This is a genomic window from Glutamicibacter sp. V16R2B1, assembly GCF_005774635.1.
Taxonomy (GTDB): domain Bacteria; phylum Actinomycetota; class Actinomycetes; order Actinomycetales; family Micrococcaceae; genus Glutamicibacter; species Glutamicibacter creatinolyticus.
This window is the reverse complement of the sequence record NZ_VATX01000015.1, coordinates 125,897-140,522: the sequence shown is the minus strand read 5'-3', so window position 1 is coordinate 140,522 and position 14,626 is coordinate 125,897. Positions and strand designations below refer to the sequence as shown.

At 67.5% G+C, this 14,626-nt stretch carries 12 protein-coding genes; 7 read left to right on the top strand and 5 right to left on the bottom strand.

The features are described 5' to 3' along the window. Positions 1-87 precede the first annotated feature (87 nt). Both FDN03_RS10695 and FDN03_RS10690 read left to right on the top strand, forming a co-directional pair. The gene (locus tag FDN03_RS10695) at positions 88-1,824 is read left to right on the top strand and encodes an ABC transporter ATP-binding protein (protein ID WP_138176823.1); all 1,737 of its coding nucleotides are present in this window, start codon (positions 88-90) and stop codon (positions 1,822-1,824) included. Beyond that, entirely contained in the window at positions 1,821-3,629 is a 1,809-nt protein-coding gene (locus FDN03_RS10690; RefSeq protein WP_138176820.1) for an ABC transporter ATP-binding protein, read from the top strand. Before FDN03_RS10695 ends, FDN03_RS10690 begins: the two co-directional genes overlap by 4 nt. A 92-nt stretch (positions 3,630-3,721) precedes the next feature. Here FDN03_RS10690 and FDN03_RS10685 read toward each other — a convergent pair whose 3' ends face one another. Both FDN03_RS10685 and purD read right to left on the bottom strand, forming a co-directional pair. Then, complete coding sequence (locus FDN03_RS10685; RefSeq protein WP_138176816.1) at positions 3,722-4,627, bottom strand: phosphoribosylaminoimidazolesuccinocarboxamide synthase; 906 nt, start codon at positions 4,625-4,627, stop codon at positions 3,722-3,724. 2 nt (positions 4,628-4,629) lie between these two features. After that, positions 4,630-5,916: a phosphoribosylamine--glycine ligase gene (purD, locus tag FDN03_RS10680; protein WP_138176813.1), complete on the bottom strand. Its 1,287-nt coding sequence runs from the start codon at positions 5,914-5,916 to the stop codon at positions 4,630-4,632. A gap of 142 nt (positions 5,917-6,058) precedes the next feature. Here purD and FDN03_RS10675 point away from each other — a divergent pair, with 142 nt between their 5' ends. From FDN03_RS10675 to purM, 4 genes are all read left to right on the top strand, one after another. Continuing rightward, on the top strand, positions 6,059-6,466 hold the full coding sequence (locus FDN03_RS10675; protein ID WP_138176810.1) for a sterol carrier family protein: 408 nt from the start codon (positions 6,059-6,061) through the stop codon (positions 6,464-6,466). A gap of 4 nt (positions 6,467-6,470) precedes the next feature. Beyond that, positions 6,471-6,824 (top strand): hypothetical protein, encoded by a 354-nt coding sequence (locus FDN03_RS10670; protein ID WP_138176807.1) that lies wholly within the window; start codon positions 6,471-6,473, stop codon positions 6,822-6,824. Between the two features lie 98 nt (positions 6,825-6,922). After that, complete coding sequence (gene purF, locus FDN03_RS10665) at positions 6,923-8,446, top strand: amidophosphoribosyltransferase (RefSeq protein WP_138176804.1); 1,524 nt, start codon at positions 6,923-6,925, stop codon at positions 8,444-8,446. Between the two features lie 105 nt (positions 8,447-8,551). Next, positions 8,552-9,691, top strand: a complete 1,140-nt coding sequence (gene purM / locus FDN03_RS10660; protein ID WP_138176801.1) for a phosphoribosylformylglycinamidine cyclo-ligase — start codon at positions 8,552-8,554, stop codon at positions 9,689-9,691. Between the two features lie 35 nt (positions 9,692-9,726). On the opposite strand, the gene FDN03_RS10655 is transcribed toward purM, so the two are convergent. Beyond that, positions 9,727-10,647 (bottom strand): Sir2 family NAD-dependent protein deacetylase, encoded by a 921-nt coding sequence (locus FDN03_RS10655; RefSeq protein ID WP_349291714.1) that lies wholly within the window; start codon positions 10,645-10,647, stop codon positions 9,727-9,729. Between the two features lie 164 nt (positions 10,648-10,811). Then, complete coding sequence (locus FDN03_RS10650; RefSeq protein ID WP_054821086.1) at positions 10,812-11,039, bottom strand: DUF3073 family protein; 228 nt, start codon at positions 11,037-11,039, stop codon at positions 10,812-10,814. A gap of 211 nt (positions 11,040-11,250) precedes the next feature. Here FDN03_RS10650 and FDN03_RS10645 point away from each other — a divergent pair, with 211 nt between their 5' ends. Next, complete coding sequence (locus FDN03_RS10645) at positions 11,251-11,835, top strand: septum formation family protein (protein ID WP_138176797.1); 585 nt, start codon at positions 11,251-11,253, stop codon at positions 11,833-11,835. Between the two features lie 90 nt (positions 11,836-11,925). Here FDN03_RS10645 and clpB read toward each other — a convergent pair whose 3' ends face one another. Next, positions 11,926-14,511 (bottom strand): ATP-dependent chaperone ClpB, encoded by a 2,586-nt coding sequence (clpB, locus tag FDN03_RS10640; protein ID WP_138176794.1) that lies wholly within the window; start codon positions 14,509-14,511, stop codon positions 11,926-11,928. Between the last annotated feature and the right edge of the window lie 115 nt (positions 14,512-14,626).

The following is a 14,626-nucleotide window of genomic DNA, read 5'->3' as shown; positions in this document are numbered from 1 at the left end:
CCGCGGCAAAGCAAAACATCAGGCGACAGCCCGGATACTTCCCTTCGAGCCACGCTGCGGCGTCTGGCCCCCTTCGTCCAACCCATCATGCCCCGGCTTATCGCCGGGTTCTTCTGTGCCCTGGGCGCCGGCATTGTCGCCCTGGTAATCCCCCAGGTCCTGGCCTGGCTGGTCAACAACGTGCTGGGCAGCGACGCGTCCTCCTCCCAGATCTGGGTGGCGGTGGCCATTGTGGCCGGGCTGGGCTTCCTGGAGGCGTTCTTCATCTTCCTGCGCCGCCAGTTCGTTCTCACCCCGGCCGCCGGGCTGGAGAACCAGATGCGCGTGCGCTTCTACAAGCACCTGCAGCGCCTGCCGGTCGCCTTCCATGAGCGCTGGGGCTCGGGACAGCTGCTCTCGCGGTCCATGTCGGACCTGTCGCTGCTGCGCCGCTGGCTGGCGTTCGGCGCCATGATGCTGGTGGTGGAGACCGTCACCGTCATCACCGGCCTGATCCTGATGTTCACCCACTCCTGGATTCTGGGCCTGCTCTATCTGGCCGGCTCGGTGCCGATCATGATCAAGGCCTACCGCTTCCGCAACGACTACCGCGCGGCCAGCCGGCTTAGCCAGGACCAGGCCGGTGACCTGGCCACCGCCGTGGAGGAATCGGTGCACGGCATCCGGGTCATCAAGGCCTTCGGCCGCGGGCCGGACATGTACGACGGCTTCAACGAGCAGGCCAAGTCCCTGCAGGAGACCGAGATCAGCAAGGCGAATACGCTGGCCAGCTTCCTGCTGGCCGTGGTCGCCATTCCCGAAACCATTCTCGGCGTGGGCCTGATCATCGGCGTTTCCCTGGTGGCCAGCGGCAACCTCAGCGTCGGCTCGCTGGTCGCCTACTTCGCGATTGCCGCGGTCATTGCCGGGCCCGTGGAGGGCATGGGCATGCTGCTGGGCATGACCCTGAGCACCAAGACCGCACTGGACCGCCACTTCGAGGTCATGGACACCGTCAATGACCTGACTTCCCCGCCGCACCCCTCCCGCCCGGAAACACTCAGCGGAGAGGTGGAGCTGCGCCATGTGCGCTTCACCTACCCCGGCGCCGGCGGGCAGGCCCGCCCCATCCTGGCCGGGATCGACCTGAAGATCCGGCCCGGGGAGACCATGGCCCTGGTGGGGATCACCGGTTCGGGCAAGTCGACCTTGTTGAACCTGGTGCCGCGGCTGCACGACGTGGATGCCGGGCAGGTGCTGGTGCACGGCCAGGACGTGCGCGAATGGGACTTGCAACAGCTGCGCACCGAGGTCGCGGTGGCGTTCGAGGACACCACACTGTTCTCCACCTCGGTCCGTGAAAACGTGCTGCTCGGCGCGCCGGAGGGCCTGGACGAGCGGCAGCTGGAGGCACTGCTGGCCGAGTCCCTGGAGGTGGCCCAGGCGCACTTCGCCTACGAGCTGCCCGAGGGGGTGGACACCCTGATCGGCGAGGAGGGCCTGTCCCTGTCCGGCGGCCAGCGCCAACGCCTGGCCCTGGCCCGCGCGATCGCCGCCCGGCCGCGGATCCTGGTGCTTGATGACCCGCTCTCGGCCCTGGATGTGCGCACCGAGGAGGCGGTGACCGCCAGGCTGCGCCAGGTGCTGGAGGGCACCACCACGCTGGTGGTGGCCCACCGCCCCTCCACGGTGATGCTCGCCGACCGGGTGGCGCTGCTGCGCGATGGCCACATTGACGCCGTGGGCAGCCACACCCACCTGCTCAGCACCAATGAACACTACCGTTTCGTGATCGCCAGCCTGGATGATGACGAGACCCTGATCAGCGCGGAGGCCGGCCAGTGAGCATCCAGTCAGGTGTGGCGAACGAAGACGCCATCAAGCTCAGCGCCGCCGAACGCAAGGTCGTTCGCCAGCGCTCCTTCAGGCTGCTGGCCGCCCTGGCGGTCCCGCAGAAGAAGCTGTTCACCCTCACCGTGGTGCTGGTGCTGGTTTCCAATGCGGCCCGCGTGGCGCTGCCGATGATCATCGCCCTGGCGATCGACTGGACCCTGCCGCAGGTGCGCCAGGGCAACTGGTCCTCGCTGGGGGTCTCCGGCGGTGCGTACATCGTCTGTGCGCTGCTGGCCGGGTTCCTGCTGGCCTGGTACATCCGCTGCGCCGCCCGGATCTCCCAGGCGATGCTGCTGGATCTGCGCCAGCAGGTCTTCCGCCACACCCAGCGCCTGAGCCTGGAATTCCATGAGCACTACACCTCCGGGCGCATCATCTCCCGGCAGACCTCGGACCTGGAGACGCTGCGCGAGCTGCTGGACCAGGGGGTTTCGGAACTGGCCTCCTCCTTCGTGTTCGTGGTGTTCACCCTGATTTCAATCTTCGTGCTGGACTGGCGCAGCGGCCTGGTGGTCTGCGTGGCGGCCATCCCGGTGGGGATCCTCTTCTTCTGGTACCAGCGCCGCTCCGAGGTGCTCTACCGGGAATCACGGGTCGTCTCGGCTCGGGTGATCTCCACGTTCGTGGAGACCATGACCGGCATCCGGGCGGTCAAGGCGTTCCGCCGGGAGAAGGCCAACGACCAGAACTATGCGGCCGTTGCCGCCCAGTACCGGGACAACTCGGTGCGTTCCTTCAACCTGTTCGGTGTGCTGCAGCCGGGTCTGGTGATGATCGGTAACCTGACCGTGGCCGCGCTGCTGGCCTACGGCGGGTTCCGCATCATTGACGGCTCCCTGGCGGTGGGCGTGATGGTCGCGCTGCTGTTGGCCTCCAAGCGGGTTTTCCAGCCGGTGCAGCAGATCGCCATGTTCTACTCCTCGTTGCAGTCCGCCACCGCCGCCCTGGAGAAGGTGTCCGGGCTGCTGGAGGAGGAGCCCACGGTGCGTGAACCGCAGCAGCCGCGCAGCATCGAGCGGGTCAAGGGCGAGATCGGCTTCAGTGACGCGGTGTTCGGCTATGGCCAGGGCCCGGTGGTGATGGACAAGTTCGACCTGCACATCCCGGCCGGCCAGGTCGTCGCGGTGGTGGGGCAGACCGGGGCGGGCAAGTCCACGCTGGCCAAGCTGATCGCCCGCTTCTATGACCTGCGCTCGGGCAGCCTGGAGCTGGACGGGGTGCCGATCAAGGAGCTGTCCAACAAGGAGCTGCGCCGTCACGTGGTGATGGTGACCCAGGAGGCGTTCCTGTTCTCCGGCTCGGTGGCCGAGAACATCGCGTTGGGCCGGCCCGGCGCCTCCCTGGCCGAAATCCAGGACGCGGCCCGCGCCGTGGGCGCCCACGACTTCATCCTGGGGTTGCCCGAGGGCTATGACACGGATGTGAACAAGCGCGGCGGCCGGGTGTCGGCCGGGCAGCGCCAGCTGATTTCCTTTGCCCGCGCCTTCCTGGCCGACCCGGCGGTGCTGATCCTGGATGAGGCGACCAGTTCCATGGACATCCCCTCGGAGCGGGCGGTGCAGCGGGGCCTGCAGAAGCTCTTGGGCGACCGCACCGCGTTGATCATTGCCCACCGCCTGTCCACGGTGCAGATCGCCGACCGGGTGCTGGTGGTGCACGATGGGAAGATCATCGAGGACGGTTCCCCGCAGGAACTGATCGCCGCCAATGGACGCTTCGCCGCCCTGCATCGGGCCTGGAGGGATTCGCTGGTCTAACCGGGCGCACGGCATCGCTGCCCACGACGGCGAGGAGCCCCGAACCAGCAGGCTGGTTCGGGGCTCCTTGCCGTCGTCGGTCTGCCGGGAAGCTAGGCGCTGAAGTCCTGCCCGGTCAGCCGCTCATAGGCCTCGATGTAGCGGGCGCGGGTCTTGGCGACAATGTCCTCGGGCAGCGCCGGGGGCTGCTGGCCGGAGGCCTTGTCCCACCCGGAGGCGTTGGAGGTCAGCCAGTCGCGCACGAACTGCTTGTCGAAGCTGGCCTGGGACTTGCCCGGGGCGTAGTCCTTGGCGTCCCAGAAACGGGAGGAGTCCGGGGTGAGCACCTCATCGCCCAGGGTGATCTGCCCGTTGGACGGGTCCGCGCCGAATTCGACCTTCGTGTCGGCCAGGATGATCCCGCGCTCGCGGGCAATCTTTTCGGCCTGCTCGTAGAGCGCCACCGTCTTCTGCCGCAGCGCCTCGGCGACCTCCAGTCCGACCCGTTCCACGGTTTGTTCGAAGGAGATGTTCTCGTCGTGCTCCCCCACCTCGGCCTTCGCCGAGGGGGTGAACAGTGCCGGGCTCAGCCGGGACCCGTCGACCAGGCCCTCGGGCAGTGGCAGTTCGCATACGGTGCCCGAGGCCTTGTACTCAACCAGCCCGGAGCCGGTCAGGTAGCCGCGGGCGATGCACTCGATCGGGTACATGTCCAGCTTCTTGCACACCATCGCGCGCCCAGCCACCTGCTCGGGCACCTCGGTGGAGATCACGTGGTTGGCGAAGTCGCCCAGCTGTTCAAACCACCACAGGCTCAGCTGGGTGAGCACCTTGCCCTTGTCCGGGATTTCGGTGGAGAGCACAAAGTCGTAGGCGCTGATCCTGTCGGAGGCGACCACCAGCACGCGGTCGGTGTCCGCGAAGGACACCCCGGCCGGGACGTAGAGGTCGCGCACCTTGCCGGAGTAGAAGTGGTCCCAGCCGGGAAGCTGCAGCACTTCGGTCTTGAATCCTGCCATGCCTACTTAGCCTCCGTGTTCACGATGATCTGTCCCCGCTCGGCCTTCAGGCCGATGTCGGTGCGGTACTGGGCGCCGGGCCAGGAGATCTTGGCGACCCCCTGGTAGGCGGCCTTCCGGGCGGCGGCCAGGTCATCGCCCAGGGCCACCACGGCCAGCACCCGGCCGCCGGCGACCACGGTGTTGCCCGCGGCATCCAGCGCGGTGCCAGCGTGCACCACGTGCACCTGCTCCACCGCGTTGGCCTCCTCCAGGCCCTGGATGACGGCACCCTTGACCGGGGTGTCCGGATAGTTCTCGGCGGCGATCACCACGTCCACGGCGGTGGCGTGGTGCCAGTGCAGCTGTTCGGCGTCATCCAGTTCGCCCTTCGCCGCGGCCAGCAGCAGTGCCCCCAGCGGGCTCTTCAGCCGGGCCAGCACGGCCTGGGTCTCCGGGTCGCCGAAGCGGGCGTTGAACTCAATGACCCGCATGCCGCGGCTGGTCAGGGCCAGGCCGCAGTACAGCACGCCGGTGAAGGGGGTGCCGCGGCGTTCCATTTCGCGCAGGGTCGGGTAGGCGACGCGCTGCATGACTTCCTCGGTAAATCCCTCCGGCAGCCACGGCAACGGCGAATAGGCGCCCATGCCCCCGGTGTTCGGGCCCTGGTCTCCGTCGAAGATGCGCTTGAAGTCCTGGGCCGGCGAGAGCGGCACCGCATGCTTGCCGTCGCAAATCACGAACAGGGAAACTTCCGGGCCGTCCAGGAACTCCTCGATGACCACGCTGCCGCCGGCGGCGAAGCAGGCCTCGGCGTGGGCCAGGGCCTCTTCGCGGTCGGAGGTGACCACCACGCCCTTGCCGGCGGCCAGGCCGTCGTCCTTGACCACGTGCGGGGCGCCGAACGCGTCCAGGGCGGCTTCCGCCTCCTGCCGGTTGGTGGCCACCCGCGCCATCGCGGTGGGCACCTCGGCCTCGGCCATCACGTCCTTGGCGAAGGCCTTGGAGGCCTCCAGCTGGGCGGCGGCCCGGCTGGGGCCAAAGACCGGGATCCCGGCCTCGGTGAGCACATCGGCCACCCCTGCGGCCAGTGGGGCCTCTGGACCGATCACCACCAGGTCGCTGACCAGTTCCCGGGCCAGGGCCAGGACCGCTTCCGGGTCCTGGGCGTCGATGGCGTGCACCGGCACCTCACCGGCAATGCCGGCGTTGCCGGGGGCGCAATGCACCTGTTCAACGTAGGGGTCTTCGTTCAGTGCACGGACAATTGCATGTTCACGGCCGCCGGGGCCAATAACCAGTACCTTCACAGGCCTAGAGTTTACCGGACGGGGCAACGCCGCCGGGGGTGTGTGACCCGCTAATGAAACCGGCCGATCGCGGCGCTAGACTTGGCTCTGCGCGGCGGGCGGCGGCCCGCGGCGCGGTGGAAGGCACGGCGAAAGGCGGCAGATGGCCATCAAGCGCAGGATCGATCCGGTCAACGGCAGGCAGGCGCTGAACCAGTGGGTGGCGGCCCAGCCGGAGGCGACGGATGCCGCCCAGACCGCCCAGCAGCCCCCGCTGCCCCGCCCGGTCCGGGCAATGGCGGTGCGCTTTGCGCTAGAGGAACTGGCCAGCCGGGCGGAGGGGAACTCGGTGGAAGTGCGGGTTCCGCCCTTTGGTGTGACCCAATGCATCCCCGGCCCCCGACACACCCGCGGCACTCCCCCGAATGTGGTGCAAATGGACGCCGAGGCGTTCTTATCCCTAGTCACGGGGCGGCTTTCCTGGCAGCAGGCGGTGGCCGACGCCCGGGTGGAGGCTTCCGGGCTGCGCGCGGACCTGTCTGCGCATCTACCGCTCTTTGAGTACGCTTAAGGGCATGGAGCAAAACCCCTCTCGTCCCCACGGCTCGGCGCAGCGCCCGGGGAAGTCCTTTGAAGTCGAAGTGAAGTCCTCCCCCAAGTTGTGGCCGATCCTCGCCACCGGCGGGGTCGCCGGCGCCCTGGCCGGCACCATCATCGCCCTGCTGGGAGATCCCTCCCCGAACTACACCGTGGCCGCCACCGTCGGTTTCTTCGCCGCCTTCTGTGCCGCCATCGGCCTGGCCGTGGCCGCCGTTGTCTACCTCGTGCTGGACCGGGTCAGCGCCCGCCACACGGTCCGCCGCCTGGCCGTGCCCGTGCAGCAGGACGAACCGTCCCACACCGAGACCCCACACCGCGAACACCCCTAGAACACCGGGCAGATCCGGTGAACTGCGTAGATCCGGGCAGCCTGTAACGAACCACACTTTTGGCCGACCCCGGCCCGGATACATGAGAGAATACTGACATGGCGCGTGGCGATGGAAAACTGAATCATGACCTCCTTTCAAGCGACAAGGGACCGCAGGACGAGTGCGGTGTCTTTGGTGTGTGGGCACCGGGCGAGGAAGTAGCGAAACTGACCTACTACGGTCTGTACTCACTGCAGCACCGTGGGCAGGAGTCCGCGGGCATCGCCACCTCCGACGGGGAACGCATCAACGTCTACAAGGACATGGGCCTGGTCTCCCAGGTCTTTGACGAGAACACCCTGAACTCCATGAGCGGGCACCTGGCCATCGGCCACTGCCGCTACTCCACCACCGGCTCCAGCCACTGGGCCAACGCCCAGCCGACCCTGGGCCCGACCAAGTCCGGCACCGTGGCCCTGGCCCACAACGGCAACCTGACCAACTCAGCGGACCTGGCCGACATGGTGCGCGCCAAGATCGACGCCGAGGGCGGGAAGATCACCGGCGAAATCGCCCAGGGCAACACCACCGACACCGCGCTGGTCACCTCCCTGCTGGGCGGCTCCGAGGGCCAGACCCTGGAGGAAACCGCGCTGGGGCTGCTGCCGAAGATCGAGGGCGCGTTCTGCTTCGTGTTCATGGACGAAAACACGCTCTATGCGGCCCGCGACCCGCACGGCGTGCGCCCGCTGGTGCTCGGGCGCCTGGACCGCGGCTGGGTGGTGGCCTCCGAGCAGCCGGCCCTGGCCACCGTAGGCGCGTCCTTCATCCGTGAAATCGAACCGGGTGAGCTGATCGCCATCGACGAGGCCGGGGTCCGTTCCCAGCGCTTCGCCCAGGCCAACCCGAAGGGCTGCGTATTCGAATACGTCTACCTGGCCCGCCCCGACGCCTCCATCGCCGGGCGCTCGGTCTACGAATCCCGCGTGGAGATGGGCCGCCAGCTGGCCCGCGAGAACACCGCGGTGGCCGACATCGTGATCCCGGTTCCCGAATCCGGCACCCCGGCGGCCATCGGCTACGCCGAGGAATCCGGGATCCCCTTCACCCACGGCTTCGTGAAGAACTCCTATGTGGGGCGCACCTTCATCCAGCCCAGCCAGACCCTGCGCCAGCTGGGGATCAAGCTCAAGCTCAACGCCCTGGAATCGGTGCTCAAGGGCAAGCGCGTGGTGGTGGTGGACGACTCGATCGTGCGCGGCAACACCCAGCGCGCCGTGGTGCGCATGCTGCGTGAGGCCGGCGCCGCCGAGGTGCATGTGAAGATCTCCTCCCCGCCGGTGAAGTGGCCGTGCTTCTACGGCATCGACTTCGCCACCCGCGCCGAGCTGATCGCCAACGGCGCCGCCGTGGATGAGATCGCCAAGTCGATTGGCGCGGACTCCCTGGCCTACATCTCCGAGGACGGGATGATCTCGGCCACGAACCAGCCGCGCGAACGGCTGTGCACCGCCTGCTTCACCGGCGAGTACCCGATCAAGCTGCCGGACTCCTCCCGGCGCGGCAAGAACCTGCTGGAGCGCACCGCCCAGGCCGGCTGCGAGCCGGGCCCGGACGCCGAGTTCGACGCCGTCAGCTAGTCCCCCGCGGCGCGGGCACCCGCCGCTGCGCCGCCACGTTCCACGTTCCCGATTCTTCCGCGCGCAGCTGCGCGGGTGTTCACGACAGAAAAGGACCGATCTGCCATGAGCGGCAAAGAGCAGCCCACCTCCATCACCTATGCCGGCGCCGGCGTCGACGTCGAGGCCGGTGACCGCGCCGTCGAGCTGATGAAGGGTGCGATCAAGGCCACCCACACCCAGAACGTGATCGGCGGGGTCGGCGGCTTTGCCGGGCTGTTCGACGTCTCCTTCCTCACCGGGTACCGCAAGCCCTACCTGGCCACCTCCACCGACGGGGTGGGCACCAAGGTCGCCATCGCCCAGGCCCTGGACATCCACCACACCATCGGCCAGGATCTGGTGGGCATGGTCGTGGACGACATTGTGGTGGTGGGCGCCAAGCCGCTGTTCATGACCGACTACATCGCCTGCGGGAAGGTCATCCCCGAGCGCATCGCCGACATTGTTCGCGGCATCGCCGAGGGCTGCAAGCTGGCCGGCACCGCACTGGTCGGCGGGGAAACCGCCGAGCACCCGGGCCTGCTGGGCGAGGACGAATACGACGTGGCCGGCGCGGCCACCGGGGTCATCGAGGCCGACGCGCTGCTCGGCCCGGAGCGCGTGCAGGCCGGTGACGTGGTCATCGGCATGGCCTCCTCCGGCATCCACTCCAACGGCTACTCACTGGTGCGCCGGGTGATTGCGCACGCCAAGTGGGAACTGACCCGCGAGGTGCCCGAATTCGGACGCACCCTGGGCGAGGAGCTGCTGGAGCCCACCCGCATCTACACCTCCGCCTGTCTTGACCTGGTCAACGAACTGAACGGCGCGGACCGCTTCGGCGTGCACGGCTTCAGCCACGTGACCGGAGGCGGGCTGGCCGCCAACCTGGCCCGCGTGCTGCCCCAGGGCCTGATGGCCCGTGTGGATCGCTCCACCTGGGCGCTGCCGGCCGTGTTCCGCACCATCGGCGAACTGGGCAACGTCCCGCAGGCGGACCTGGAGCGCACCTTGAACCTGGGCGTGGGCATGGTCGCGGTGGTGGACGCCGCAGTGGCCGACCGGGCCGTGGAGCTGCTGAACGCATTGAACATGGGCGCCTGGGTCATGGGCGAGGTTGAGAAACTGGATGAGTCGGCCTCCGCCGCCGGCGCCGACTTCGTACAGGGCGCCAAAGGCGTGGACGGCGGCGCCGTGCTGCTGACCGGCGCCTACGCCTCCTAGTCCCCGGTACACCGGCAACGGCCGCGGCCGGCGAACTAGGAAAGCCGCTCCAGGGAGTCGCTCAGCGGCGCCTGCCAGCGCCAGGTCGCCTTCTGCTCGCCGCGCACGTGCCCATTGGTCAGCAGCGCCACCGGCAGCTGGCGCTGCACGAAGTTCAGCAGGATTCGGTAGCCGCTCATCACCGCCAGCGAGGAGCCCAACACCAGCAGGGAGCTGGAACGGTGCTCCATGTCGTTGATGGCCTGCTTGCGGGCGGCGGGCACGCTCTCACCGAAGTACACCACGTCCGGCTTCAAGGCCATGGAACCGCAGCGCAGGCAGGGAACCATCACAAATTCCTTGACCAGGTACTCGGGCAGCTGCACGTCCCCGTCCGGGTTCACGGCCGAAGGTTCCAGGTCGACCTTCTGCGCGTAGCCCGGGTTCGCCTTTTGCAGGCGGGCATCCAGGTGTTCGCGGTCCTCCCGGTAGCCGCAGTCCAGGCAGATGACCACGGACAGGTCCCCGTGCACCGGCACCACGTTGTGTGACCCGGCCTCCTGGTGCAGGCCATCCACGTTCTGGGTGACTATCCCGCTGATCCGGCCCTCCTGTTCCCAGCGGACCAGGCGGCGGTGGATCTGGTTGGGCTGGGCCTTGAACATGTGGCGCCAGCCAATGTAGCTGCGCGCCCAGTAGCGCTGCCGGGCGTCGGGGCGGTAGCGGAATTCCTGGTAGGTCATGGGCCGGTGGCGCTGCAGCGAGCCGTTGGGGCCGCGGTAGTCCGGGATGCCGGAATCGGTGGAAACTCCGGCCCCGGTGACCACCATGACATTGCCCTGATCCAGCATCCGCTGCACCCCGGCGGCCGCTTCGGCCGGGTCGCTGGGTGGTGCGGTCTGCTCCACGATGCGCTGCATGGAACGGATCGCCGAACGGTGGGCCATGTTGATTGACAGCGCGTGGTTTTCTTCCAAAATCGGCCTTCCGCTAGGGGTTGCGGACACGACAAACGCCGCAACGAGCTAGGGCTAAATTTAGCCTAGTTGTTGCGGCTTGTCGTGTGATGTGTACTGATAGAGTCGGACTCCTCCAACGACTGTCGTGAAACCGGGGCCATCACTTCCCGGTACCGCCGGGCCTAATGCCGGGCGTCGCTCTCTTCGTCGTCAGAGTATTTCTTGGCCAAATCGTCATAGTCCGAATAGTCGTCACTATAGGACGATTCGGCATGCTCAGGTGCCTGGGTATGGCGCTCACGGCGCACGCCCAGTTCACGCTCCAGTGCGGTCAGATCAGTGGCGGGCGAGTAGTACTTGATGTCTCGCGCCTGACGCTGTGCTTTAGCCTTTTGACGGCCGCGCCCCATGGCGTGACCCCCTCTTTTCAGTAGAGTCGGGAGGTGGTCCACCAATTAGCCGGTGGAGGCCCCCGAATATGTGATCAGTTCTTTCGTAATTCAAGGTTAACATGATTCCCCGGCGAGCGCTCATCGCAACACGTGCGCAAACCGTTAGACTAACGACAAGTGCCGTGATCATTTGGCCCAACGCCAAATCCATGTGAAGGAGTTCACATCGGTGATCGATGATAACCTGCCCGAGCCCCAGGCGGCCCTGCCGCCCCTGCGGCCCGAACCCGAGCCAGAAAAGAAGCGCACGGGACAGTGGATCCTGCTGGTGATCGCCTTCCTTGCCCTGGCCGCGGCGGCTGTCTTCGTGGTGTTGCGTTTCATCTCCCCCACCCAGGCTCCGCTGCAGGCCGAGGTTGACCGCAACCCGGATCCGGGGCTGGACGGGGTCATCGCCGAGGCGATGCCCCCGGAGCAGCTGAAGGTCGGCGAGTGCCTGCGCGGCTTCACCTCCCCGCTGGAACCGCAGACCGTGGTGACCTGCGAGTCGGCGCACAACGCCCAGCTGATCGGCACCTTCGAGGTGGAAGGCAGCGAGTTCCCGGGGGCCTCGCAGCTGCTGACCGAGGCCGAGGACCTGTGCAAGTCGGTTCCGCTGGATCCGACCTCCCCACTGGACTCAAGCTGGACCTACCATTTCTCCCGCCCCAGCCAGGGCACCTGGAACCAGGGCGACCGGCTGATCTCCTGCTTCCTGTCACTGAGCGAGGGCAGCGTGCGCAGCTCGCTGCTGCCGCCGGACACCGCCAGCTAGGCCGGCCCCGTTCACCCGCCAGCGCGGCGCACCATCACTGGGATGGTGCGCCGCGCTGCTGGTTTCACCGGGCTGTCGCTGCCGCCGGGCCTAGGCCGGGCTGAGGGTCAGCCCGTTGGCCTCCACGTCCACGCCCACCTTGACGGTGTCCCCGTCGTGGATCGTGCCGGCCAGCAGTTCGCGGGCCAGCTTGTCCCCGATCTCGCGCTGCACCAGCCGGCGCAGCGGGCGGGCACCGTAGGCCGGGTCGTACCCGGTCAGGGCCAGCCAATCGCGGGCTGCGGAGTCCACCTCCAGGGTGAGCCGGCGCTCTGCCAGCCGTTCGGCCAGGTTCGCGATCTGCAGCTCGACAATGTGGCCCAGCTGCTGGACGCTGAGGGCGTCGAACATGATCACGTCATCCAGCCGGTTCAGGAACTCCGGCTTGAACGAGGCATTGACCACGTTCATGACCGCCTCGTGCCGTGCGGCCAGATCCATCTCCTGGTCGACCAGGAACTGGCTGCCCAGGTTGGAGGTCAGGATCAGGATCGTGTTGCGGAAGTCCACGGTGCGTCCCTGCCCGTCGGTCAACCGCCCGTCATCGAGCACCTGCAGCAGGATGTCGAACACTTCCGGGTGCGCCTTCTCGACCTCGTCGAGCAGGATCACCGAGTAGGGCCGGCGGCGCACCGCTTCGGTAAGCTGGCCGCCCTCCTCGTAGCCGACGTAGCCCGGAGGGGCACCGACCAGCCGGGCCACCGCATGCTTCTCCGAGTACTCGGACATGTCGATGCGCACCATGGCCCGGGCGTCATCGAACAGGAAGTCCGCCAACGCCTTTGCCAGCTCGGTCTTGCCCACGCCGGTGGGGCCCAGGAACAGGAACGAACCGGTGGGCCGGTCCGGGTCCGCGATCCCGGCCCGGGAACGGCGTACCGCATCGGAGACGGCGGCCACCGCCTGGGTCTGGCCGATCAGCCGCTGGCCGATCACCTTTTCCATGTCCAGCAGCTTCTGGCTTTCACCCTGCAGCATCCGCCCGGCCGGGATCCCGGTCCAGGCCGAGATCACCTCGGCGATGTCATCGGCGGTGACCTCCTCGGCGACCATCAGCTCCCGATCCGCGTCGCTGGCCTCGGCCGCGGCGGCCGCGTCCAGCTCCTGCTGCAGCGCCGGGATCTCCCCGTAGAGCAGCCGCGAGGCCTTCTCCAGGTCGCCTTCGCGCTGGTACTTCTCCGCCTGGCTGCGCAGCTCGTCAAGCTGGGCCTTCAGGTCACCGACCCGGTTCAGCCCGGCCTTCTCCGCCTCCCAGCGGGAGTTCAGCGCGTCAAGCTGCTCCTTCTTGTCCGCCATGTCCTTGCGCAGCGCCTCCAGACGCTCCACCGAGGCCGGGTCGGTCTCCGTGGACAGGGCCAACTCCTCCATGGTCAGCCGGTCCACCTCACGGCGCAGCTCGTCGATCTCCTCGGGGGCCGAGTCGATCTCCATGCGCAGCCGGCTGGCGGCCTCGTCGACCAGGTCGATGGCCTTGTCCGGCAGCTGGCGTCCGGAGATGTAGCGGTTGGACAGGGCGGCGGCGGCCACCAAGGCACTGTCGGCGATGGCAACCTTGTGGTGCGCCTCGTAGCGTTCCTTCAGCCCACGCAGGATCGCGATGGTGTCATCAACGCTCGGCTCGCCCACGTACACCTGGGCGAAGCGGCGTTCCAGGGCCGGGTCCTTCTCAATGTTCTCGCGGTACTCATCCAGTGTGGTGGCGCCGATCAGGCGCAGTTCCCCGCGGGCGAGCATCGGCTTGAGCATGTTTCCGGCGTCCATTGCGCCTTCCGAGGCACCGGCACCCACGACGGTGTGGATCTCGTCAATGAAGGTCACGATCTGCCCGTCGGAGGCCTTGATCTCCTCTAGGACGGCCTTCAGGCGCTCCTCAAACTCACCGCGGTACTTCGCACCGGCCACCATGGCACCCAGGTCCAGGGAAATCAGGGTCTTGCCGCGCAGCGATTCGGGTACGTCCCCGGCGACCATGCGCTGGGCCAGGCCCTCCACCACGGCGGTCTTGCCGACGCCCGGGTCACCGATGAGCACCGGGTTGTTCTTGGTGCGCCGCGAAAGCACCTGCACCACACGCCGGATTTCCTTGTCGCGCCCGATCACCGGGTCGAGCTTGCCGGAGCGGGCCAGTGCGGTCATGTCGGTGCCGAACTTCTCCAGCGACTGGAACGTGCCTTCCGGATCCGGGCTGTCGACCTTGCGGTCCCCGCGGATGGAGGGCAGGGTGGCGCTGAGCAGTTCGCGCGTCGCTCCAACCTCGCGCATCGCTTCCCCGGCCTTGGTGACATCCGAGGCCAGTCCGATGAGCAGGTGTTCGGTGGAGACATAGGTGTCCCCCAGTTCACCGGCCAGTTCCTGGGCCGCGTTAACAGTCTGCAGCAGCTGGCGCGAGAACTGGGCCTGCGCCACGGAGGAGCCCGAGCCGGCGGGCAGAGCCTTGATGACCGAGCTGGTTTTGACCGAGAGCCCATCGACGTCGATGCCTGCGGTCTTCAGCAGCGCCACGGCCACCGAGTCACGCTGGTCAAGCAGCGCCTTGAGCAGGTGCGCCGGTTCAATCTGCGGGTTGCCCGCGGTCGAGGCATTCATCCCGGCCGCGGAGAGAGCCTCCTGGCTCTTGGTGGTGAGTTTGGTGTCCATTCGAGTCCTTCCTCTCAGACCTACACCTCATAAACTTGAGTCTACTTAACTCAACTTACTTTGGGGAGATCCTATTCCGGACTTTACGGAAAATTTTCGTTGTTTTCCCGGCCCT